This window comes from Streptomyces sp. NPDC060194, from assembly GCF_042728285.1.
In the GTDB taxonomy this organism is placed as follows: Bacteria; Actinomycetota; Actinomycetes; order Streptomycetales; family Streptomycetaceae; genus Streptomyces.
The window spans coordinates 39,322-60,626 of the sequence record NZ_JBHWZH010000019.1 but is presented as its reverse complement, the minus strand read 5'-3'; the positions used below and the strand labels follow the sequence as shown (position 1 = coordinate 60,626).

At 71.4% G+C, this 21,305-nt stretch carries 27 protein-coding genes; 6 read left to right on the top strand and 21 right to left on the bottom strand.

Going from position 1 to position 21,305, the window contains the following annotated elements; translation table 11 throughout:
- Positions 1 to 269: 269 nt before the first annotated feature.
- Positions 270 to 1,598, bottom strand: coding sequence for an ABC transporter substrate-binding protein (locus tag ACFWEG_RS06800; protein ID WP_387209979.1), 1,329 nt, complete (start codon positions 1,596 to 1,598; stop codon positions 270 to 272).
- A gap of 279 nt (positions 1,599 to 1,877) precedes the next feature.
- Between ACFWEG_RS06800 and ACFWEG_RS06795 the strand changes: the two genes are divergently transcribed.
- Together ACFWEG_RS06795 and ACFWEG_RS06790 are read left to right on the top strand one after the other, a co-directional pair.
- Positions 1,878 to 2,939: a LacI family DNA-binding transcriptional regulator gene (locus tag ACFWEG_RS06795; protein WP_387209977.1), complete on the top strand. Its 1,062-nt coding sequence runs from the start codon at positions 1,878 to 1,880 to the stop codon at positions 2,937 to 2,939.
- Positions 2,940 to 3,493: 554 nt separating this feature from the next.
- Positions 3,494 to 3,694 carry a helix-turn-helix transcriptional regulator gene (locus ACFWEG_RS06790; RefSeq protein WP_387209975.1) on the top strand — a complete coding sequence of 67 codons (201 nt, stop codon included), beginning with the start codon at positions 3,494 to 3,496 and terminating at the stop codon, positions 3,692 to 3,694.
- A 196-nt stretch (positions 3,695 to 3,890) separates the two neighbouring features.
- Here the strand turns inward: ACFWEG_RS06790 and ACFWEG_RS06785 are convergent, their stop codons facing one another.
- Positions 3,891 to 4,184, bottom strand: coding sequence for a hypothetical protein (locus ACFWEG_RS06785; RefSeq protein ID WP_387209973.1), 294 nt, complete (start codon positions 4,182 to 4,184; stop codon positions 3,891 to 3,893).
- Positions 4,181 to 4,567, bottom strand: a complete 387-nt coding sequence (locus ACFWEG_RS06780; RefSeq protein ID WP_387209971.1) for a hypothetical protein — start codon at positions 4,565 to 4,567, stop codon at positions 4,181 to 4,183. Before ACFWEG_RS06780 ends, ACFWEG_RS06785 begins: the two co-directional genes overlap by 4 nt.
- A 186-nt stretch (positions 4,568 to 4,753) precedes the next feature.
- Here ACFWEG_RS06780 and ACFWEG_RS06775 point away from each other — a divergent pair, with 186 nt between their 5' ends.
- Positions 4,754 to 5,992 carry a helix-turn-helix transcriptional regulator gene (locus tag ACFWEG_RS06775; protein ID WP_387209969.1) on the top strand — a complete coding sequence of 413 codons (1,239 nt, stop codon included), beginning with the start codon at positions 4,754 to 4,756 and terminating at the stop codon, positions 5,990 to 5,992.
- Here ACFWEG_RS06775 and ACFWEG_RS06770 read toward each other — a convergent pair.
- Complete coding sequence (locus ACFWEG_RS06770) at positions 5,973 to 6,635, bottom strand: HAD family hydrolase (RefSeq protein WP_387209967.1); 663 nt, start codon at positions 6,633 to 6,635, stop codon at positions 5,973 to 5,975. The two genes, ACFWEG_RS06775 and ACFWEG_RS06770, sit on opposite strands and share 20 nt — an antisense overlap.
- A gap of 66 nt (positions 6,636 to 6,701) precedes the next feature.
- On the opposite strand from ACFWEG_RS06770, the gene ACFWEG_RS06765 reads away from it, so the two are divergent.
- Positions 6,702 to 6,890: a hypothetical protein gene (locus ACFWEG_RS06765; RefSeq protein ID WP_387209965.1), complete on the top strand. Its 189-nt coding sequence runs from the start codon at positions 6,702 to 6,704 to the stop codon at positions 6,888 to 6,890.
- Positions 6,891 to 6,974: 84 nt separating this feature from the next.
- On the opposite strand, the gene ACFWEG_RS06760 is transcribed toward ACFWEG_RS06765, so the two are convergent.
- Complete coding sequence (locus tag ACFWEG_RS06760; RefSeq protein ID WP_387209963.1) at positions 6,975 to 7,340, bottom strand: hypothetical protein; 366 nt, start codon at positions 7,338 to 7,340, stop codon at positions 6,975 to 6,977.
- A gap of 404 nt (positions 7,341 to 7,744) precedes the next feature.
- On the opposite strand from ACFWEG_RS06760, the gene ACFWEG_RS06755 reads away from it, so the two are divergent.
- Complete coding sequence (locus ACFWEG_RS06755; RefSeq protein ID WP_387209961.1) at positions 7,745 to 7,978, top strand: hypothetical protein; 234 nt, start codon at positions 7,745 to 7,747, stop codon at positions 7,976 to 7,978.
- 119 nt (positions 7,979 to 8,097) lie between these two features.
- Positions 8,098 to 8,430, top strand: coding sequence for a DUF6233 domain-containing protein (locus ACFWEG_RS06750; RefSeq protein ID WP_387209959.1), 333 nt, complete (start codon positions 8,098 to 8,100; stop codon positions 8,428 to 8,430).
- A 57-nt stretch (positions 8,431 to 8,487) separates the two neighbouring features.
- Here the strand turns inward: ACFWEG_RS06750 and ACFWEG_RS06745 are convergent, their stop codons facing one another.
- The 16 genes from ACFWEG_RS06745 to ACFWEG_RS06670 all read right to left on the bottom strand — a co-directional run bounded on the left by ACFWEG_RS06745 (position 8,488) and on the right by ACFWEG_RS06670 (position 21,303).
- A complete protein-coding gene (locus tag ACFWEG_RS06745) occupies positions 8,488 to 8,862 on the bottom strand; it encodes a hypothetical protein (RefSeq protein WP_387209957.1) in 375 nt (124 codons plus the stop codon).
- Positions 8,859 to 9,296, bottom strand: a complete 438-nt coding sequence (locus tag ACFWEG_RS06740) for a hypothetical protein (protein WP_387209955.1) — start codon at positions 9,294 to 9,296, stop codon at positions 8,859 to 8,861. The genes ACFWEG_RS06745 and ACFWEG_RS06740 overlap by 4 nt, the downstream gene beginning before the upstream one ends.
- Complete coding sequence (locus tag ACFWEG_RS06735) at positions 9,297 to 9,647, bottom strand: hypothetical protein (protein ID WP_387209953.1); 351 nt, start codon at positions 9,645 to 9,647, stop codon at positions 9,297 to 9,299. It lies immediately after the preceding gene.
- A gap of 2 nt (positions 9,648 to 9,649) precedes the next feature.
- The gene (locus tag ACFWEG_RS06730; RefSeq protein WP_387209951.1) at positions 9,650 to 10,372 is read right to left on the bottom strand and encodes a hypothetical protein; all 723 of its coding nucleotides are present in this window, start codon (positions 10,370 to 10,372) and stop codon (positions 9,650 to 9,652) included.
- Complete coding sequence (locus ACFWEG_RS06725; protein ID WP_387209949.1) at positions 10,372 to 10,647, bottom strand: hypothetical protein; 276 nt, start codon at positions 10,645 to 10,647, stop codon at positions 10,372 to 10,374. The genes ACFWEG_RS06730 and ACFWEG_RS06725 overlap by 1 nt, the downstream gene beginning before the upstream one ends.
- Positions 10,647 to 10,943, bottom strand: a complete 297-nt coding sequence (locus ACFWEG_RS06720) for a hypothetical protein (protein WP_387209947.1) — start codon at positions 10,941 to 10,943, stop codon at positions 10,647 to 10,649. The genes ACFWEG_RS06725 and ACFWEG_RS06720 overlap by 1 nt, the downstream gene beginning before the upstream one ends.
- 64 nt (positions 10,944 to 11,007) lie before the next feature.
- On the bottom strand, positions 11,008 to 11,412 hold the full coding sequence (locus ACFWEG_RS06715) for a hypothetical protein (protein WP_387209945.1): 405 nt from the start codon (positions 11,410 to 11,412) through the stop codon (positions 11,008 to 11,010).
- 9 nt (positions 11,413 to 11,421) lie between these two features.
- On the bottom strand, positions 11,422 to 15,123 hold the full coding sequence (locus ACFWEG_RS06710) for a carbohydrate binding domain-containing protein (protein WP_387209943.1): 3,702 nt from the start codon (positions 15,121 to 15,123) through the stop codon (positions 11,422 to 11,424).
- On the bottom strand, positions 15,123 to 18,338 hold the full coding sequence (locus ACFWEG_RS06705; protein WP_387209941.1) for a phage tail tape measure protein: 3,216 nt from the start codon (positions 18,336 to 18,338) through the stop codon (positions 15,123 to 15,125). The genes ACFWEG_RS06710 and ACFWEG_RS06705 overlap by 1 nt, the downstream gene beginning before the upstream one ends.
- 5 nt (positions 18,339 to 18,343) lie before the next feature.
- Positions 18,344 to 18,559 carry a hypothetical protein gene (locus ACFWEG_RS06700; RefSeq protein ID WP_387209939.1) on the bottom strand — a complete coding sequence of 72 codons (216 nt, stop codon included), beginning with the start codon at positions 18,557 to 18,559 and terminating at the stop codon, positions 18,344 to 18,346.
- On the bottom strand, positions 18,556 to 19,059 hold the full coding sequence (locus ACFWEG_RS06695) for a hypothetical protein (protein ID WP_387209937.1): 504 nt from the start codon (positions 19,057 to 19,059) through the stop codon (positions 18,556 to 18,558). The genes ACFWEG_RS06700 and ACFWEG_RS06695 overlap by 4 nt, the downstream gene beginning before the upstream one ends.
- Positions 19,059 to 19,535 carry a phage tail tube protein gene (locus tag ACFWEG_RS06690; protein ID WP_387209936.1) on the bottom strand — a complete coding sequence of 159 codons (477 nt, stop codon included), beginning with the start codon at positions 19,533 to 19,535 and terminating at the stop codon, positions 19,059 to 19,061. The genes ACFWEG_RS06695 and ACFWEG_RS06690 overlap by 1 nt, the downstream gene beginning before the upstream one ends.
- 9 nt (positions 19,536 to 19,544) lie before the next feature.
- A complete protein-coding gene (locus ACFWEG_RS06685) occupies positions 19,545 to 19,976 on the bottom strand; it encodes a minor capsid protein (RefSeq protein WP_387209934.1) in 432 nt (143 codons plus the stop codon).
- Positions 19,973 to 20,323 (bottom strand): hypothetical protein, encoded by a 351-nt coding sequence (locus tag ACFWEG_RS06680; RefSeq protein WP_387209932.1) that lies wholly within the window; start codon positions 20,321 to 20,323, stop codon positions 19,973 to 19,975. Before ACFWEG_RS06680 ends, ACFWEG_RS06685 begins: the two co-directional genes overlap by 4 nt.
- Before the next feature lie 9 nt (positions 20,324 to 20,332).
- On the bottom strand, positions 20,333 to 20,650 hold the full coding sequence (locus ACFWEG_RS06675) for a hypothetical protein (RefSeq protein ID WP_387209981.1): 318 nt from the start codon (positions 20,648 to 20,650) through the stop codon (positions 20,333 to 20,335).
- The gene (locus ACFWEG_RS06670) at positions 20,650 to 21,303 is read right to left on the bottom strand and encodes a hypothetical protein (RefSeq protein WP_387209930.1); all 654 of its coding nucleotides are present in this window, start codon (positions 21,301 to 21,303) and stop codon (positions 20,650 to 20,652) included. Before ACFWEG_RS06670 ends, ACFWEG_RS06675 begins: the two co-directional genes overlap by 1 nt.
- Between the last annotated feature and the right edge of the window lie 2 nt (positions 21,304 to 21,305).

Sequence of the window (21,305 nt, the reverse complement as noted above, 5' to 3'; positions counted from 1 at the left end):
CGGTGGGCGGGACGGCGGCCCGGGGGGCGGGGGCCGCCGTCCCAGGGCCCCGCGCCGCGCTGTCAGGGGGGCGGCGGAGGGTCCGGCTCAGGGGGACGGGGACACCGCCCGACGGGCTCCGGCGTCGCGGTGTCCGCGCGGCCGGCGCTCGTCGTCGGGGCCCGGCTTCCCGGCCGGGTGCGAGCGGGAGCAGGCCCCGTGCGCCGCCGTCCGGTACGTCGGACCCCGCCCCGCCCCGGCCGGCGGGAGGCCGGCCGGGGCCGTCGGGATCACTGGTCGATCTTGTCGTCCACCAGCTTCTTCACGTTGTCCCACGCCTTGTCCGGGGCCGTGCCGCGGGTCTCGATGTCGAGGATCCCGTTGTCGGTGAGGAAGGTCTTGACCTGGCCGTCGTAGCGGCCGATCGGGGCGGAGGTGACGTCCGCGGCGATCGCGGTGTAGATCTCGCCGACCGGGGTGTCGCCGAAGTAGTCCAACTTGGCTGCCTTGACCTCGGCGGACTCCAGCGCGCCGGTGCGGGACGGGATGTTGCCGTTGACCCCGAAGACCTTGGTCTGCTGCTCCGGCGCGGTCAGCCACGCGGCGAGCTTGGACGCCTCCTCGACGTTCTTGCCGGACTTCGGGACGCCGAGGAACGCGCCGCCCCAGTTGCCGTTCTGCGGCGGGGCCGCGATGTCCCACTTGCCCTTGTTCTTCGGCCCCGACTGCTCGGCGATGATGCCGGTCATCCACGACGGGCAGGCGACGGTCGCGAACTTCGGCGCCTTGTACGCCGCGTTCCAGGTGCCGCCCTCGTCGAACTGCCGCAGCTTCGCGGTGATCTTCGCCTCGGCGGCGTCGACGGCGAGGTCCCAGGCGGTCTTCACGCCCTCGCTGCTGTCGTAGACGAGTTTGCCTTCGTCGTCCGAGTACTGCTGCGGCTGGCTGGAGAGGACCGCGTTGAACAGCCCGCTCGCGGAGTCGGTGAACGCCGTGCCCTTGGGCGCCTTCTTCTGGTACGTCTTGCCGGTCTCGACGAACTTCGCCCAGTCGCCGGCCCACAGCTCCGCGACCTTCGCGCGGTCGGTGGGCAGCCCCGCGGCCTTGAAGAGGTCCTTGTTGTAGCAGACCGCCATCGGGCCGATGTCGGTGCCGAGGCCGATGACCGCGCCGTCGGGGGTGGTGGCCTGGGTGTTCTTCCACTCCGGGTAGCCCTCGGCCTCCTCCTTGAAGTCGACCCACTTGGAGGCCATGGTCGGACCCGTGGCCTCGGCCACGTAGCCGACCTCGATCGCCTGGATGTCGGCGAGCCCGCTGTTGCGCGACATCCGCAGCTTCAGGGCGTCCCAGTACTTCTGGCCGTCGGAGACGTTCGACTCGACGATCTTGACGTTCGGGTGGAGCTTCTCGTACTCGGCGTAGAGCTTGGCGCCGTTCTCGTTGTCGTAGCCGAACGAGCCGAACGTGCCGACGCGCAGGGTCACCTTCTTCGCCCCGGTGGTGCCGCCGCCCTCGCCGTCGTCGGCGCCGTCGTTGCTGCTCGCGCTGCAGCCGGCGACCAGCGCGGCGGCTGCCGCGAGGACCAGCCACCTCCGCGCGCTGCGGGTCCGTGCTCGCATGTCGTCCTCCTACCAGCCCTGGCCGATGCCCCGGCCAAGTGCGGCTCTACGCCCCTGTCCTGAGACTCGGCTCGGGGCGGAATATGCGGGTTGAGTGTGGAACGGGTGCCATGGGAGCGCTCCCACCGGCGATGTGTTGAAGAGTCGCGGCTCGGTGGGGTGCTGTCAAGGGATCGGACGCGGGCGGTACGGTCAGTTATCCGCCTGTTAGATTCCGCTCACTCGTACGACCGGTCCGGGCGACGCAGCGGACCGAGGCGCGGAACTGTGGAGGCGGAGATGGTGACCAGGCAGCCGAGGGGGCGCAGCAACGGCCGCCCCACCCTCGAGGAGGTCGCCGCCCGGGCCGGGGTCGGCCGCGGCACGGTCTCCCGGGTGATCAACGGCTCGCCCCGGGTCAGCGCGCACACCCGCGAGGTCGTCGAGGCGGCCGTCGCCGAGCTCGGCTACGTCCCCAACACCGCGGCCCGCGCGCTCGCAGCGAACCGGACCGACGCGATCGCCCTGGTCATCCCCGAGCCCGGCCCCCGGTTCTTCAGCGAGCCCTACTTCGCGGAGATCATCAGCGGGGTCAGCGCGGTCCTCGCCGACACCTCCCTGCAGCTGCTGCTCACCCTCGTCGGCAGCGACCGGGAGCGGAACCGGCTCTCCTCCTACGTCGGCGCGCACCGGGTCGACGGCGTCCTGTTCGTCTCGCTGCACGCCGGCGACCCGCTGCCCGACCAGCTCGACGAGCTCGGCATCCCCACCGTCGTCTCCGGCCCCCGCTCGGCCGACGAGCCGCTGCCGTCCGTCGACTCCGACAACTTCGCCGGCGCGGAGGCGGCCGTGGCGCACCTGCGCGAGCGCGGCCGCCGGGTGATCGCCACGATCACCGGCCGGCTCGACGTCTACGGCGCCCAGCGCCGGCTGGCGGGCTTCCGGCACGCCGTCGCCGAGGCCGGGCTCGACGACGACCCCGCGCTCGTCGACCACGGCGACTTCTCCGAGGAGGGCGGCCGCCGGGCGATGTCCGAGCTGCTGCGCCGCCGCCCCGACATCGACGCCGTCTTCGCCGCGTCCGACGTCATGGCCTCCGGCGCCCGCCAGGTCCTGCGCGAGAACGGCCGCCGCATCCCCGAGGACGTCGCCCTCATCGGCTTCGACGACTCGCCCATCGCCCGCCACATGGAGCCCCGCCTCACCAGCGTGCGCCAGCCCATCGAGGAGATGGGCCGCGTCATGACCGAGCTCCTCCTCGCCGAGATCGCCGACACCGCCGAGCACGGCCCCGGCCCCCGCCGCCCCGGCCGCCGCCAGGTCGTCCTCCCCACCGACCTGATCGTCCGCGCCTCGTCGTAGCCGCCCCGGTCGTGGCCGGGGCGCCGCCTCCGGACACGACGAAGGCCCGCCTGCTTCGTCAGCAGACGGGCCTTCGTTCAAGGGTGAGTAACGGGACTTGAACCCGATCCTTGACCCTATTTTGACCTGCGACGATGCGACTATTCGGGGCATTTACGGGCCAGTCGATGTCGCTGAATGTTGCTCGAACCGCGTAGATGACGCTCGCTGTTCCCGTGGGAACAGCGCAGTGCGGGCGACGCCATGGCCGGGCGGAGGTGAGTAGCAAAGATCCCGAACGCGACACAGAAGCGCCCCCCGGCTCGAAAGTCGGAGGGCGCTCCGGGCCGCACATCCCGGCCTGGGGGGCGAGGGATGCGGGCCGCTTGGGGGCGAACGCGAGTGCAGTGGACGCGTGCACCAATGGGATTAACGCACTGACTGAACAAAAGGCACGGTCGCGTCGGGCATATTTCATGATCGCAGAATGTACGGTCGACGATACAGACACACGAGCATGATCACGCAAGCGTTGTGGGGTGCCTCCCGCCGCTACTCCTGACCGCATCCACGCGATGAGACGTCAGGTCGGCGAGCACATCCGGGCCACCCGCATCCGCGAGAACCTCACGCAGGAGCGCCTCGCCGAGCAGGCCGGCATGGACCGGCAAACCGTCAACCGCATCGAGCTGGGGCACGCGTCCCCGCTGCTCGACAACCTCGTCCGCCTAGCCGACGCCCTCGGCGTCCCGGTCGCCGACCTCGTCCGGGAGTAACCCCCCGCCCGCGGCGATCGGCGTCCACCGCGGGCGAGGGGGGCTCAACGCCTCGGGCGAGGCGGGCACGCCAGGTGGACGTGGTTCTTCAGCGGCGGCCCGGACGGACGGTCGTGGTGCACATCCTGGTACGCCTCGTCCCGGGTGATGGCCTGGTCGCAGCGGCAGCAGACCCGCACGAGCTCGGCCACCCGGCTCATCGGCCGGCCTCCGCTGCGTGGACTGCGGCGAGGCGGTACACGTGCTTGATCGGTCCGGAGCCGGGCATGCCGCCGCCTCGGCGGAGGACGAGGTCGTCCTGCCGTCGGCATCGCTCACACGCCATCCTCCGTACAGGCTCCTCGTCGGGAACCGCGGCGGCGAGGACCGGCTGCGTGGTTTCGGCGGGCCCGCGATGCAGGTCGCACCAGCCCGCCCGCAGGCCAGCTTCCTCCGGGGTGATCGGGTCGCCGCGCCACAGCGCGACCGACTCGGAGGCCGCGTCGCTCACGCCAGCCTCCCCGCGGACAGTACGTCCTCCAGCGCGGCGCGCAGCGCAGCGCCGTCGGTCAGCCAGTCGCCGCCGCCGGGGCAGATCCGCCAGTGCAGGCCCGGACCCTGCGCCCGCCGGAGGGGCGGGACGGTGAGGCTGTCCCCGGCGCTGAGGATGGTCGTGTTGAGGAGGTTCCAGCCGGTGGCTGAGCCGGGGGTGACGAAGTAGTACAGCTCGCCGTTGTGGCCTTCGAGGAGGGCGCCGCAGCGGGCTCCGAGGATGTCCTTGGCGGCGAGACCGACTTGGCGGGGGACGCGGAGGGCGTCCCAGGCGTGGCCAGCGTCGTGGACGGTCCAGGGGCCGACCGCGGCCAGGGGTGGGACTGGTGACGGGCTGGGCATGGTCGGTCTCCTCGCGGTCGTCGGCACGGTCCGACCAGCGTGATCGCCGTGCCCGCCGCATGCGAGGACTTGTAGAGGACTCTTGTGAGTCGTCAAAAGGACTTTCGGTAAGTCTGTCGGGTGAATGGCCGCCTCCTGTAGGGCCCACTGTCACACTGAACGGACCACGTTCGTCCGGAGGTTCATGTGTCACGCCCCGCAGGTAACGCCCGCCTCAAGGCGGCCCGGGTGGCTGCCGGTTACCCCTCTCAGCAGGACCTCGCCGACGCCCTCGGCGTAGGCGTCCGGCAGATCCGCCGGTGGGAATCCGACACCCCGCCCTGGCCGCACCCCGACATGCAGACCGCTCTCGTCCGGCTGTTCGGTCAGGATCTCGCTGCGCTCGGCTTCACTGCACCCGACGGGCGCGACCAGCCGGCACCGACCCGCCGCCGCGTCATCAGCAGCACCCTCGCCGCGGCGGCCGGCCTCGCGACCGTGCCCCGCGCGGCCGCGCAGACCCGACAACCGGCCAGCGTCGCGGCCGACTTCGAGTCGGTGACCCGGTCCCACAGGCGCCTCTACTGGTCCGTCGCCCCCACCAACCTGCACCCCGCGGCCACCGCGCACGCCACCCTCGGCTGCGCCCTCCTCCCGGAGACCGCCGGCGCGACCCGGCAGCGCGTCGCCGCGGCGCTCGCCGAGACGCTGCTCCTCGCCGGGCGCGTCGAGTTCTTCGACCTTCAGGAGCCCGCCCGCGCACAGGACACCTGGCTCCGCGCGCTCCAGGCCGCGGGCGAGGCCGACGATTCGCTGCTGGGCGCGGCCGTGCTCGCCCACACCGCGTTCATCCCGGGCTGGGCGGGTCAGCGCGAGCAGGCGGTGGAGCGGATGGTCGCCGCCCGGACCTACGCCCGGCGCGGGCCCGCGGACGCGCTCATGCTGGCGTGGCTGGACGCCGTCGAGGCCGAGTGCGAGACCCGCTGCGGCAACACGAGGACCGCGCTCAACCTCGTCCGGCACGCCGAGGACGTCCTCGCCGCCGACGGGGATCACGGCGAGACGCCGGAGTGGCTCGACTGGTTCACCCCCGTGCGGCTGGCCGCGTTCAAGGGCAACACCGAGCTGCGTGCCGGGCTCCTGCCGCAGGCCCGGACGACGCTGCTCGCCGTCCTCGACGAGCTGCCGGACACCGACGAGAAGCAGTGCACCGTGATCCTCGGGGACCTGGCCGCCGTCGAGGCCGCCGCCGGCAACCCGGAGGAGGCGTGCGCGTACGCGGTCCGGGCCCTCGACCAGCTGGAAGTCACTTGGTACGCCACCGGCATGGACCGGGTGCGGGAGGTGCGCCGGGCGCTAGCCCCGCACCAGCACGAGACGTGCGTGCGGGACCTCGACGACCGGCTGTACGGGTGGTCAACGACGGTCAGCGCGCTCGCTCGTTGAAGTCGCGGATCAGCGGCGCCAAGTCGCGGAGGCTCTCCACCCGGAAGGTGGGGAGCTTCTTCGCTTCCTCGGTCTCCCACTGGATCGTCGCCCACGGGCCGCGGTGGACGAGCGCAGTGCGCATCCCGGCCGCGGCGCCCGGCCGGAGGTCGTTGTCGACGCGGTCGCCGACGTAGAGGATCTCGCCGGGTTCGGCCGGGACGACCTCGGCGACCCGCTCGAAGAAGATGGGGTCGGGCTTGCTCGCGCCCCAGTCGTCCGAGGTGCCGATCAGGTCGACGTCGTACGTGAAGAGCGAGCGCAGGATGCCGCCGGCGCGCACGGTCTGGTTCCCGGCGATGCCCAGCCACAGCCCGTCCGCCCGCAGCTGCGCGAGCGCGGGCCGGACGTCCGGGTAGAGGTCGCTCTCATCGAAGTGCTCCGGCTGGCCGGCGGCCGCGCGGGCGTCGCGCTCAGCGTAGAGGTCGAAGCCCGGCCGGAAGACCTCGAAGGTCTCCCGGTAGTCACGGCCCTGCGCGATGACGGCGCCGAACATCGCCGCGAACGTGTGCCGCGGGACCTGGAGCCAGTCTGCCCAGGTGCCGTACTCCCTGGTCTCGTCCACAAGGCACTCACCGACGTCGAACACCACAGCTCGAATCATGCGGCGATCTTACGATCCGGCCCCGCGACGGCATCAGGGATGGGGGCCGCCGCCTAGAATCGGGCCATGCCCCCAAACTCCGCCTCTGGCGCCGTGCCCGCGTGCCCGCGCCCGTCGGCGGTGGTGAACGAGGAGATCCGCACCCTGTGGGAGCGCGGCCCACGGTGGCTCACCGACGAGGAGCGCGCCAGGTACGAGGAGCTCCTCGCCGAGTGGGCGGCGGCCGTCCGAGCGGAGGTCGTCGAAGCGGCGTGAAAGCAGCTCGCCAGGGGGCGCACTGCTCGCGGCATGGCGAAGCCCCATCCTCAGCGGGACGGGGCTTCGCAGAAGCTGACGGACTCAGGCGCGTTCGAGTTCGACGCTCAGCTCCTCATAGAAAGTGCCGCTAGCCGTCCGGCCGTCCCAGTCCTTCGTGAATCCACCTGCTGCGTGGATGGCGGTACGAAGGACGGACTCGCCCGTTTCTAGGGCAGCTGGACCGACCCCATCGACGAGAAGCTCGACCTCGATCTGCACCTTGGGGAAGGTCTCCAGGTTCGCAGCGAGTGAGGGGTCGTGCACGTTGGGGTTGCACTCCTCCAGCTCGACAAGCTTCTCCATCACTTCGTCGAAGTGATCTTCGAGGTAGGCGCGAGTTTCATCAGTGTCTGGAGCCCCCTTCGCGGAGACGGTGAGACGCCACGTAATGCCCGTCGTCTGCATCATCCCTATCCCTTCCAGCACGATTGCCGCTCGAACCACTTGATCAAGTTGACCAGGTAGTTTCCACCGCTTGGTGTGAGGTGTACCCACTTCTTGTGATCGCCACAAGGGCACAAGCACTTGAAGTAAGCCTTGCCTTTCTGCACTGCCCATCCGGCTGCCTCGGCCTTTGCCAGAGCTGCACGGATGTCCTTGTCAGGATGCTTTGATCCTTCCCCCACTGCCACCTCAGAGTGCATGGGCCGTGTTGCTCGAAGCTACACGGCTGCGATTACGATCCGGCCTCTTCGTGACCCGTAACACTAGGCTGAGCGGCGTGATCGTCTCCGGCATATCACTCGATCTGGTGACGACAGCGCCTAAGCCCGATGGGGCGGCAGGGGGTGCAGGAGGCCTACGATCCGCGGGTGGCTATTGACATCCCTGACGACCTGATCCAGCTCAAGCACGCCTCCGAGGAGGCGAAGCAGGCGGCGCTGTCCGCCGGGTACTCGCCGGAGGGGTGGGCGCCGTGGCGGGAGGCCGCCGAGCGGTACCAAGCGGCCGTCACCGCGCACGCGGAGGCGGCCGGCGTGAACCGCTACGAGCTGGAGAAGGCAGTCGGCACGGCTGTGCTGCACCCGGAGCCGCCGGCCGAGTAGCCCGTGCGGCGAGGCGGCCCCTCGCGGGGGGTGAGGGGCCGCGCGGCTCATCGTGCCAGGTGGCAGGTATGGGCGCGCTCGCGATTCACTCGATCGGCCGCACCCGTAGACTCGAACACGTGCCCGAATTGCCACCCGACCTACCCCAGCTCCGCACCCTGCGGACCTGGCACCAGCTCTGCCTCACCGCCATCGACCGGGCCATCGCCGACCTGGAGCGCCGCGAACGCGAACGAGAGACCGGGCGTCGCCGCCGGCCACCCGCCCCCGACTGGGTCATCGAACTCGGCATCGGCACCGGCCCGCCCGTCGCCGTCCACGCAGGGGACTGCTACATGATCGGCAAACGGCGGAAGCCGCTCGACCGCGACCAGGCAATACGCGCCCTCGGCGAGCACGTCGGCGCCTGCATCCACTGCCGCCCCGACACCGAGCTCGGCGTCCTCGACTGACCCCGGACATGGCGAAAGCGCCCCCTGCCCGGCCCGAAGGCCAGACAGAGGGCGCGCTCATACTCCGGTGCGGTTGTACTCGTCGATCCGGGCCGGAGGTGCCGGCGGCTCCAGCCCTTGGTCCCGCATCTGCCCGGTCAGCTCGTGCACGTACCAGGAGAAGCTCCGCACGAGCGAGGACAGGCTGTCGATCCGCCGGTCCGCCCGGTCGACCCGGCGCTCCAGGCCCTCCCGGATCTCCCGGAAGCTGGCCAGGTCCGCGGCGCGCTGCGCGGGCTCCGCGGCGACCTCGGCGGTCACCCGCTGGGCCTCCGCGGTCGTCTTCGCCGCCGCCTTCGTCGCGCGGGCCGCGAACAGCCCGGCGCCGAGCAGCGCGGCCGCGCCGAGCACCGACCCGATGATCGCGGCTGCGACCCCCCACGCTCCGGTCATCTGCGCTGCTCCCTCCGTGCAGGGTGGGGCACGGAGTACTCAGGCACCGATGCGGCCCACAGGATCAGCCCGACGTGCCCGATGGCGTACCACGCGGCCAGGGCCAGGCCGCGCGGGTACTCGCCCGTCACCGCGCCCCACAGGAACGCGCCGCCCCAGACGAACGGGGGGACGAGCGCGGCGAAGAAGCCGAGCCAGTCCCGGCCGACACGGAGCCACGCGCACCCGAAGGTGACCGCACCGCAGATGATCCACACTGAGGACCAGCAGCGGATGTCCGCGAACCGGGTGAGCAGCCCGAGCCCGAGCGGGTTCGGTGCCGGCGTGAGCGCGTAGCCGAGGCCGAAGCAGACTTTCGCCGAGCCGAGGATGATCAGGGCCGTGCCGCGGCGGCCCAGCCGCTTCAGTACCCGCCGGGCCGTGAGGCGCAGCACCTACACCGCCCGCGCGGTCGACCCCGCGGGCGCCGGGGACACCTGCGCTCGGGTCAGGAGGGTCAGCACGGCCAGGACGACACCGTTGATCGCACCGATGGTGCCCTGCGACACCTCGTATCCGAAGGTCGCCACGAGGACGGCACCGGCAGCAACGACCGCGGTGAAGGCCTGCGGGGCGATCGGCCGGGTCATGGCCGCGGCGATCGCGCCGAGGACCGCGGTGGCGACTCCGACGATGGCGCCGGCCATCTCCGCGGTGAGCGGGGTCGCGCCGATGCTGACGATGAGGCCGAGCACGGCGGCGAGGGTGTTGAGGACGACGACGGGCTCTCTGCCGAAGATGCGCATGATCAGGGTCCCTTCTTCTCCAGGGCGGCGAGGCGCGCGCCCTGCTTGGTGACGGCGGTTTCCAGCGCGGTCAGCCGCTGCTCGACGGTGAGCGGCGCGGGCGGGGCCGGCGGCTTCGCGCTCGCGGCGGCCAGGATCGCCGGCATGGGGAACGCGCCCGGGTCGCCGTGGTCGTTCTCCGGGACGTGCTGGTGACCGCAGTGGCCCTTGAACTGGGCCCACTTCGCCGCGGTCATGCGGACGCTCGTCGCACCGTACGAGGCCGGGTAGGCCCGGAACGCGGCCCCGGTGAGCGGCACCCCGTGCTGGGTGTTCGCCCACTTCGCGAAGGCGGCCAGGTCGCGGATCGCCCAGTCGGGCAGCTCCGGCATGTAGAGGTGCGGGGTGCTGGTCCACTTCTTGTGGGTGGCCGGGTCGCACGTCCCGACGACCTCCACCTGGATCACGTTCAGCGTGTTCGTCTCCGCCCCGCCGGGCTGGTTGACGAGGGCGCGGGCTGAGACGTCGATGTCGAAGTGCTGATACCAGACGAGGCGCTTCGCGGCGAAGTCCGGGGCGGCGGTAAGGGTGGGGGCGCTAGCGCCACCGCCGTAGGTGGGGACGGTGCGGCCCTCGGTGGAGTGCCAGACGACGACGTTCGACTCCATCGGGGTGCCGGGGTACTTCGTCCCGTACCAGTAGGTGGTCGACGCGCCGGGGTAGCGCTGCGGGCCGGTCCTGGCCATCACATCTCCTCGTACTGCGCCGTGAACTGCTGGTCAGACATGACCTTGAAGCCCGCCCCGGTGGTGGTGATCCAGTCGCCGCGCCGTGCCTGCCCTCGCTGCGCGAAGGTCTGGATGCGGATGCCGGGCGTGAGACCGCGTCCTGGGCCGGGCAGCTGGACCTGTTCGGTGCGGGCGTTCGTCGACCCGCCGAGAAGGGCCACGATGGCGGCCGCGTTCGTCCCGTCGTACCGGACGGCCTGAACCTTGCCCGGCCGGGTGCGGTACCAAGCCATCAGGACCGCTCCGGCCAGTGCCACGTGCCGCCCGTGTGCTCCGCCTCGTCCTGGGCGACGTGCTCGTTGAAGAACTGTCCGGTCGGGTTGAGGATCGCGAGGGACGCGAGCCACTGACCCTGCGTACCGTTCGGGCACCCGTCGAAGGGCTCCGCCGTCAGGTAGTCGGGGACCTCGGTGACGATCGCGGCCCGGCACCGCGAGGCGTACGCCTGGGTACCGTCCTCCCGGGGCGGGGTGCCGTGGCTGACGTAGTGGACGATCCGCCCCACCGTCGGGGCAGGCTGATCGGGCATCGGTGCCTCCAGGGCATGACGAACGCCCCGGCCAGACGGCACGGGGCGGAAGCGGGGAGCGGGTCTACGGGGTGACGTAGCAGGCGGACATGCGGATGTTCGCGCCCACCGGGATCGACGTGTTGTAGCCGACGCTCCGGAGGTCGACGATCCCGTTCGGGCGGATGATGCCCTCACCGACCATCGCACCGCTGCCCCACGAGACGGACAGGATGTCCTGCGGCCTCCACCCCTCAGGGATGGTGCAGAACTGGGTGTCGGTGATGTTCTCCGTGTTCGCGCCGACGGTCACGCCAGTAGTGGCCTGGAGGTACAGGTTGACCGAGACCACACCGAAGAACCGGTAGCCGCTGAAGCTCGTGACGGTGAACCCGGTCGCCGCGACGAGCCCCGACGTGGTGCTGTCGGTCGGCGTGGTGTCGTTCTGCCGGGCCGCGGTGATCCGCATCCCGGGCTGCCAGATAGTCACGGACGCCTCCTACAGGGCCACGAGCGACGGGTGAGCGAGACGCACGTCCGCGCCCAGCGGGTGGGTCTTGACGATGCCGTTGCGGGACCGGCGGACCGTGAACGTCTGCACCGTCGCTGGGCGCACGGACATGTCCCACACGTAGTAGACGGTGGTGCCCGCCCCGACATGCCGGGCCCGGGCCGACGCCGCGACCGCGCCTACCGGGGCCACCGCTTTCAGCTCCACGTACGTCCACGTCGCCGCCGGGATCGGCGTGACCACGCCGAGGCTCGTCGACAGGTAACCGCCGCTGCTCGCCCAGTCGATGTTGGCGCGGATGTCCGCCGCCCCGGCCGGGGAGTACACCCAGCCGCGGCAGACGTACTCGTCGCCGACGACGATCGGGTCGGCCGTCGTACTGCTGCTCGACGTGGTCGCGCCGCCCTCGCTGGCGACCCCGTTCGGGGTGACCCGCAGGGACGCCGTCCCGCCCTCGTCCGTGTGCACCGGGGTCGTGACGACTGCGAGCGCTGCCCCGCCCTGCGCCCCCCACCCCGTTGTCCCCGCCAGCAGGCGGGGGTTCAGGGTCATAATGCGGGGCTCGATCCCGAGGACCTGCATTACCTCCCCGCCCACCCGGATGTCGAAGGGGAAGTCCGACGGCGACGAGCCCGCGAGATACGGCCTGAGCGTCAGCAGGTCACCCATCAGCCAGTCCGTCGACGGCGGATACGACGGGACCGTGGGCACGATCACCGCCTCGGCGGCCGTGCCCGGGGCGGTGATGGTCTCCTCCACCCACGGCCACTCGCCCGCCACCACGTTGACGCCCGCCCCGCCGGCGGAGAGGTACGTGCCCCCGCTGTTCTGCCAGTTGACGTTGAGGTTCACCAGCCGGGACGTCGCGCACTTCAGCCACCCCGACACCGTGTACCGGCCGCCCGGGACCACCGGGAGCGCCGTGCTCGCCGCGCGCGGGTATTGCGCGACCCCGTCCGGGACGATCCGGATCGCGCCGCCTCCGTCCGGGGAGTCCGACACCTGCCGGGAGATCGCCGCCCCGACACCCGACCACCCGTCCAGGTCCTCGTCGAACGAGGCATTCGCGTTCAGCGGAGGCACGGCCTGCACCCACAGCGGGCCCGTCGGAGTCCGCACGGACAGGGCGGTCGCCGTGGCCGTCACCGCAGCGGCAAGCGTGGACAGGTCGGTATCGACCCGCTCGCCCACCCCTTCGAGCGCGGCGGTCTGCCACGGCCCGGCCGGCGTGCACGTGAACTCGATGGACCAGGTGCGGGGCGTGAAGGTCTCCTCCCAGCCCTGGGCGATCAGATCGATCGGTCCAGGCGGCAGGAACGAGGGCGTGTTGACGAGCTGCACGCGGTCGCCGGGCACCATGTCGAGGATCTGGTCGATGAGGTGCGGGTTCTTGTGCAACTCGACCCGCACCGTCGGATACCGGGCCTCGTCCCACGACCCGTGGTGCAGTCGCCAGTGCGCGTGCGGGAGCACCTGGTCGTCGCTGGCGAGGCCGAGGGTCACGGACTCGTCGTACCGGCCCACCCCATCCGGCGGGTCCTGCACGGACAGCGGTCCCGTGTCCAGCACCGCCCGCCCGCTGGAGCCGCCGTCACGGGTGACGGTGACGTCGTTCCGAAGCGCCTGGTCGTCCTCCTCCGGCTCCAGCGGCGGCGCTACCTCCCCGGCCGCGTAGTCCAAGACGAGCGCCGGGGCCTGTGAGTACATCGTGGCCCGGTCGCGGTAGGCCAGGCCGAGGACGTCCCGGTTCTGCTCGTAGAGGATGCCCCCGTCGGCCTCGGCGGCCTGCGCCAGCACGCCGAGGATGGGTGCCGGCCGCTGTGGGCCCACAGCTTCGGAGGCCAGAGTGAGGTCCCCGTCGTGCACCGCGAGCGGCAGCCCCTCCTCTGCGGAAACGCGCCGCATCCGGTCGATCGTGCTTTCGCCGCGGAACCCGTCGTCCGCTGACTCGTAGGTGGTCACCCCCGGTGCGGCCGGACTGACCGTCCCCGTGACGCCGTTCCACACGGCGAGGTGCCCCAGCCCCATGCGGTCGAACGCGGCTGCCCACTGCCCGCTAACAGACGTCACCCGGCCAGGGTTGCCCGTGTAGAGCGTGCGGACGTACCAGTACGTGTTGGCCACCACGTCTCGCCAGGACACCGCCACATACGTCGAGCCGCCCGACGTTGCGGTGTAGATCTGGAGACGGTTCCAGCTCCCGACGAACGCTGCCAGGGCCTCGGCGGTAGCGAGCGTCGATGCTGCGAGCACGTCCCCGTCCGCATCGCGGATCTCCACCCGGATCCCTGCGGCGCTGGCCAGGGCGACGGCGTAGGCCATTGCCCCGGTGCCGGCGCCGCCGACGTTGACGCGCAGGACCTGCTGGCTTGTCGGGGGCAGGGACTCCAGCCGGTACACGCACTCCACGTGCCAGCCGGTGGTGCTCGTCGACGTGGGAACCGGAGCGGACAGCGACGCAGCCGAGGCGAGCTGCGGCAGCGCGGAGGCCCCCGACAGGGAATCGTCAGCCGCGTAGGTCAGCCCCGTAGCGGTCAGCGTGCGGACGCCGGCGATCGGTGAGTACGCGCGGCTGGCCCCGGCCTGCTCCTCCATCGGCCAGTATGCGGAGGGTTTCCCGGCCGGCACACGCCGGGCCAGCGTCGAAGCGAGGGCCTTGGTGCCCTGGTTGAGGCGCCGCAGGAGCCCGCCACCCTCGATGCTCGTCCAGACGCTGTGCTCGCCCGGCTCCCAGCGGATCGGCCAACGGGAGACCTCGCCGAGGAAGCGCGTCCGGCGGTTGGTGACCGCGGTGCCTGCGATGGTCCACACGCGGGTCGCGGAGTCCGTGAACGAAGTGGTGCCCGGTGCCCGCTCGCTGAAATTCGCGTCGGCCACCAGCGTGCCGTCGATCCCGTTGCGGACCTGCACCGCGTGGCAGCGGCCCACCGGGCGCATGAACCCGATGTCCGTCGCATCACCGATCTTGAGCGCTGTCGCCGAGTTGTGGATCGACGTCGTTCCCGCCCCCGTCGCCGACGCCACCTGCGTCCAGGGCCCGGCCATCGTGGGGGCCGTGTAGGCGCGCACGGTGTGCCCGCCGGCGCCGTTGTCGACGTCGAGGGTCGCCCGAACCGCGAGGCGCCCGCTCGGTGGCACGGCGATGAGCCCGGTCTGGATGGTGCCGGTTGCGGTGCCGTTCGGGGACCACTCGAAGTAGATCCCTCCGTTGCGTGACGCGAGGAGCCAGGACTTCGAGCCGCTGGCGAATCCGAGCTTTGCCACCAGCTCGACGGTGCCCGCCACACCGGACGACGGCCGCGACCAGTTGTCGAGGGTGAGGTCGGCGCGCACGTCGATGTCGCCCGTGATGTCGAGTGCGGCAGTGTCCGGGGTTGACGCGTGCGAGAACAGGGCGCCGGTCAACTCCAGCGCGGGCGTCCCGGCCCGGACCGAGATCCGGACCGGGGTGTTCCGGCCGAGCACCCCGAAGTGCGGCGAGGAGGGGTTCCTGGGGCTGTACTTGCCGCCCTTGTTGTCGATCAGCAGGGTGCATGTCGACGGGTCCGCGACAGCTGAGGACCCGCGCCTGCCCGCACCGACCTTGATCGGGTCACGGGTCAGCGCCTCCTTCGTCGCCGTGATGTCGACCCACCCGGCGCCGAGGCGCAGAGCCGCCTGCACACCGAGGGGGTCCTCCGGGAACGCCACTATGCCCTCCGTCCTGTGAATGCGAACTGCACGTCGGTACCGGCGACCTTCCGGACCTGCTCGCGCATCCGGTCCAGCAGGAACTTGTCGAGCTCGTTACCGCGTGACCCGTCGAAGCTGATGACAATCGGCCGCTGACGCTCGCGCCCCCGCGCCCCTGCGGCTGCCGCCATAGCGTTCGCGGTCATCTGCCCTGGCGTCGGCGTGGACACCAGGCCGGCCATGCTGCGGTCGACCGCGCCGCGCCCGGCCTCGATCCCGCGGACCAGGCCCGCGGGGATGTACTGGCCGAGCGCGGCCATGACCCGGCTGGGGCTCCGGATGCCCAGCGCCTTCTTGATGGCGCCCTGCATGCTCTTGGCGATCTTCATCATCTGGGACTCGATCGCCTTGTCCTGAGAGCGGAGCCCCCGAATCAGACCCTGGGCAGCTTGCACCCCGGACCCGTACATCGCCCCAGCGGCCGTCGTTCCCGCCTTCTTCGCTGCGCCCGCGAGGAGCTTCTGCTCCTTGTTCAGCTGCGTGATCTCCGACTTCGACGCCATCGCCAGTGCGGCCGCGGACGCGGAGCCTTGAGCCACACCCGCCTGCGCGATCTGCGCAATGAGGTCGGCTCGCAGGCCCTTCTTCCGGAGCGCGGCCAGGTGTGTGGCGAACTGCATCGCCTGCGCCCGGTCGCTCCGGAGTTTGTCGATGATCGAGCCTGCTGAGATGCCCTGCGAGCTGTCCATCTTCGTGATGTTCGCGTCGTCCATGACGCCCTTGCGGATGTCACTGGCGAGCTTGTCGCGGTCCTTCGCCAAGGTGGCGATCTTCTTCTGCGCGGCCTTCATCCGGTCCGCGAGCCGCTCCTCCTGCGAGGCGAGCCGGGACAGCTGCTTGGAGTCGGCGGCGATCCGGCCGAGGGCCTTCGCGCGCTTCTTCCCCGGGGCCATGCTGTCCCGCACCACGTCGGCGAGCTTCGTCGCCGCGCTCTTGACCTGCTTCGTCGACCCGGTCAGGCCCTCCATGAGACCGCGGGCGATCCACCGGCCTTGCTGCGTCGTCACCTTGGACGGCGATGCGATCCCGAGGGCTTTCGCGACGGGCCCGGGGATGACGCTGCGGGCCCAGCCGAGGATCTTGCCCTTGAGCCAGCCGCCCATGGACGAGATGCCCGACCACAGGCCTTGGACCACGGCGGTGCCCTTGCTGACCAGCAGGCTGTTGACGTTGCCGATGTACGAGACGATCCGCCCCGGCAGCCCCCGCACCCAGATCAGGAAGGTCGCGGCCTTGAGCAGCGCGGCCGTCTTGAAGCGCTCCCAGGCAGACGACGCGGACGCCGACAGCCGGCCGCCGAGCGCGGACAGCGCAGCGACCGCACGACCCGGCAGGCCCCGCAGCCAGATGAGCAGCTCGGCCATCTTCAGGATCGCCCGGTCCTTCATCTGCCCGAACCAGGTTGCGATCTTCCCCGGGAGCGAACCGAGCCAGGCGACGTGATCGAGGACCGCCTGGACGGCGGTCTTGACCTTCTGCCAGATCCAGTCCCAGGCCATCGTCGTGTACTTCACGACGGTGTCCCAGTTCGCGACGATCAGCGCGACGAGGCCGATCACGGCCGCGATGACCCAGCCGACCGGGCCCATCCCGATCAGCCACGCCGCGGCCATCCTCCCCGCCTGGAGCATCGACTGGACGCCCATCATCAGCCAGGCCCCAGCGACCCGGCCCGCGGCGAGGACCTGCGCTCCCGCGGACCGGGCCGCCGACGCGCCGGACATCGTCCACGCGGCAGCCGTCCTCGTGGCCGCGACGGTGGCGTTGACGCCCATGAGGATCAGCGCGGGCACCAGCACTGCGGTGATGATCCCGGCGAAGATCTTCACCTCGGTGCCGTGCTGCTGCATCCACCGGCCGGCGGACATCAGGGCAGGGACAACCTGCCCGCCGAGCACGTTGACGAGGGTCTGCATCGCGCCCCGCTGGAACGCGGCGAGATTGGCCCCCGCGTTGTCGCGGAGGGTGTTGCCCATGCGGTCCGCGGCGCCGCCCACCTTGCCCAGCGCGCCCGCAGCCTTCGACGGATCGAGAGAGAACAGGGCCTTCTGCGTGTCCTCCGCTTTCGTCCCGAACAGTGCCAAGGCGATGGCCGAGCGGTCGGCCGGGTCCTTGACCTTGCGGAGCCCGTCGAAGACCTGGTCCAGGGCCTTCTTCGCGCCGGGCCCGCCCTTGGAGAAGGCGTCCTGCATCTTCGACCCGGACAGGCCGATCTTGGCGAAGGCTTTGTCCACCTCGTCGCCGCCGCCTTGCGTGATGAGGACGAATTCCTTGAGCGCGTCGGCGACGACGTCGGTGTCGCGCGCACCGGCCTTGAGGCCCTGCGACATCAGCCCGGTGGCGTCCGTCGCGGAGATTCCGAGCTGGCGGAAGATCGTGGAGTACTCGTTGAAGGTGTCCGCGATGTCGTCCGCGCGCGGGCCCATCACCTGGAGCCCTCGCGTGATGACGTCGAGGGCGGTCTGTGCGTTCGGAGCCAGCCCGGTCTTCATGATCTGGCCGACCGCGTTGGCCGACTGGCCGAGGTCCAGCTCGAAGGTTGACGCGAGGTCGGTGACCTTGGTCGCGATGCTCTGGATCTGCGCGTTCGTCGCCGACGGCGGCAGCAGCCCAGCGCGCATCGTCGTGGAGATCGCGTCCGCAGCCGTCTGAAAATCCGCGGTGACCGCCGAGGCGTACATCTCCCCGGCGATCTTCCCGTACCGCTGCGCCACCGCCGGCGTCGTCCCCAGCTGCGCACCCAGACGGCCGGTGATCTGGGACTGCTCCATGGCCTGCGCCATGCCCATCATCAGCGCCCCGCCCGCGGCGACACCCGCGCCGGCCGCAACCATCTGGAGCCGGGACATGCCGCCCTCAGCCGCGGTGACGGCCTCGTCGGCGCCCTGCTCCGCGCCGTCGGCGAGCGCGTCGCCCATGGCGTCGCCAGCCGCGTCGCCTGCGCGTCGGGCCGCAGCGACCAGCTCTCCACGTGCGCCCTGGACGGCCCCGGCCGCGCCGTCGGCGATGCCCTCTCCAAGCTCACGCCCGGCCTGCTCCCCGGCGTCCGCCGCGTCGGAGCCCATGCGCTGCCCGGAGGCCCGCAGGGCGCCCTCGATGCGGCGGAGCGTCGGGTCGATGGCCGTGTCGTCCACCGAGAGGACGGCGTTGAGCTCGCCGACGGTCAACGCCATCTCGGCTACCTCCTGCGGGGTTTGCGGGTGTCGTCAGGAGGTGGTGCGAAGTGCCGTGCGAGCCGGGACTCGGTGACCAGCAGGCCGTACACGCGGGCCTTGAACCAGCGCCACGGCCGGTCACGCAGGATGCCGGTGCCGACGTCGATGCCGTAGACCTCGTGCAGGTCCGTCTCGATGAGGAGCCACTGGGGTAGCAACTCGGCCCAGCTGCGTGTCACTTGACCTTGGCGGCGGCCTTCTTTCGGGGCTTGGTAGCCGCCTTCGTACCACTCGTGGAGGCCCGTGACCGGGTCGTACTCGCCGCAGCCGACGCCGAGGAGGCGCGCTTCGCCTGGCGACGGGCCTCCCGATTTCCCGTCTGGCCTGTCGTCCAGAATTTCTGCGCGGTCTCCAGATCGGTGGTGATCCAGAACATAGCGGTGAGCGCAGCGTGCTTGAACCTGCCCCAGCTCACCTCGGCCTTCAGCGGCTCGTAGGCCGCGCCGAGGCACATGCGGTAGAGGTCCATCTCCTGCTTGTCGTCCAGGATCTTGGTGTCCTGGCTGACTTCGCCGCCGGCCGCGATCTGCGCGGACAGGGACATGATCCGCTCCACCCGGATGCCGTCCTCCGCGGACGGGTCCTCGATCCGGTAGACCCGCGTCGTCCCGTCCGAGCCCTGCACGGGGAGTTCGAGGTAGTCGTCGAGGAAGGCGTCGAGCGCCTTGAAGTCGGCCATCAGGCGATCGGGTTGTCGATGAGGAGGAGCTCGCCGTCGCCGTGGATCGTGACCTCGACCTGGTCCAGGGCGGTGTGCTCGCCGCCGCTGGCCTCCCACTGGACGACGCCGCGGCCCTCGTACGCCTCGGGCATCCCCTGGCGGTCGAACCAGCGCAGGTGCGCCTTGGAGCCGCTGCCGAAGAGCCAGGCCGCCCGGCGGAGGTACTCGTGGGTGGCGTGGAAGACCTTCACCTGGTCGTTGATCTTGCGGTTGAGCGTGACCGCGAGTTCCCACTCCTGGGCCGTCTTCGTCTTGCCGTTCCAGCCGCCCGACTCGTAGTCCGAGCTGTCCTCGATGTTGGGGTCCGGGGCCGGCGGGGTGAACTCGGCGATGCCGAAGACGGTCTGCCAGTCGGAGCCGTCCTGCGCCGCGCTCAGGTCGAGCTGGAGCGTCCAGCGGCGGGCGAGGGCGACCTCGGGGGTGGGTGTGGACATGCGGTCCTCCTAGTCGATCAGGTGGGTCCCGGACCTGGTCGTCCGGAGGTAGTAGTTGGCGGTCAGCTCCTGGCGCCCGCGGGTGTCCTGGCCGATCCACGCCTGGCTGTTGCGCCAGGACAGGGCGACCGAGACGCCGCCTGCGACGTAGTGCCGGCGCGCGTGGAGCACGCGGAACACCTCGTCAGCGAGGGTCAGGACGGCGAGCGTGCCTGCGTCCGCGCGGAAGCGGGCTTGCACGCCGGTAATCGCCTGGTCGGTGTCGTCGTCGGCGACGGGGTACGGGGTCAGCCCGATCACCGCGGCGGGCTCGGGCGGCACCGGCCCGATGACGATCGCCGTCGCGCCGAGCGGCAAGGGCTGGTCGGGGTCGTAGACGCCGATGCCCTCGGTGTCGAGGAGTTCGGCGATCCCGACGACGAGGTCGGGGGTGTGGGTCATCGCAGGGCCCGTCGCAGCTCGGCCGCGATGAGGTCCTGGACGGTCTGCGCCTCCGCGTTGAGTGGCGTCTCCAGGTACTTCGCCGTCCTGCCGGGGGCGTGCCGCCAGGTCAGCTCCTCGTGCTGCCGCACCGCGTACGGAGTGTCGTAGGAGACGCTCGCGGTGAGCGATCCCTCGTCGACGGATGCGGTCCCGGACCGGCTGAGTGCGGCCTCGTCGAGGGGCACCACGCGCTGGGACTCGCCGAGGACGTGTTCCGCGCCGAGCAGCAGCCCGCGCGCGGCCGCGGCCCGCATCTCCCGCGCCGCGGCGGCCCCGTTGAAGCGCATCCGGAAGTTCTGCGGCACGGGGCCTCCCTATTCGAGTTGGATCTCGACGTGGTCCGGGGTGCCGAGGCCGGGCGCGCTGCGGTTCTTCGCGGCGATCACCGTGGTCTGCCGGCCGTCGGGGAGAGTAGCCCTCGACAGCGGCGGGGCAGCGGTACCGGGCGGGCAGTACGCGGTCGACGAGGACGTGACCACGTCCCCGCCGGGCGAGCGCACGTTGCGGGTCTGCTCGTCGAGCAGGCACCACACCTCGGCCGGCGGCCCGTACAGCGGTCCCGTGGAGGAGGCCCCGCGGTAGGGCTCGATGGTGATCCGGTGGACGAGCGCGCGGACCGGGATGCTGCCCATCACCAGCCGCCGAGGACGGTAAAGCTGATCTTGTCGCCGGGGATGCGGCGCAGGGCGCGGAGCACCTTCGGCCCGATGTGCCCCTGCCCGCCGCCCGGAGTGGCCCCGACGGTGACCGACCCGATCGTCATGGCCGGGAGCGGCCCGCTGACGTCGGTCTCCACACCGACCTCGGCCAGGTACTCCACCTGCGCGCACACCGCCTCGGCGAGCGCGTCGGCGACGAGCGGGTCTGTGGGGAGTCCGTCGTCGTCCACGTCGTAGATCGCGGTCGGGAGGATCTCGCTGTCGAGCATCTCCGACGCCCGGCGTAGGAGCCGTGCGGCGTCCAGCGGGGGCGCGGCCCCGAGGTACTCCGCCAGGTCCTGGGTCGTCGCGTACGAGCGGCCGCCCGTGCCGCCGGGAGCCGGGGCGACGGAGACGAGCTGGTGCTCGACGCTCGCCCCGGTCCCGGTGACGGTCCACGACAGGCGCCACACCCCGGCCATCGAGTAGAGCACCGGCGCCGACCACGACTGGCCCCCGCCGGCCCCGGTGGCGACCGGGCTGACGGTCGTCCCGTCCGGGCGGGTCACCACCAGGGCGGCGACGGTGGTGACGTCGTACGGCTCCACCGACAAACTCGCGGTGACGCGGTCTCCGACATCGGGCATCG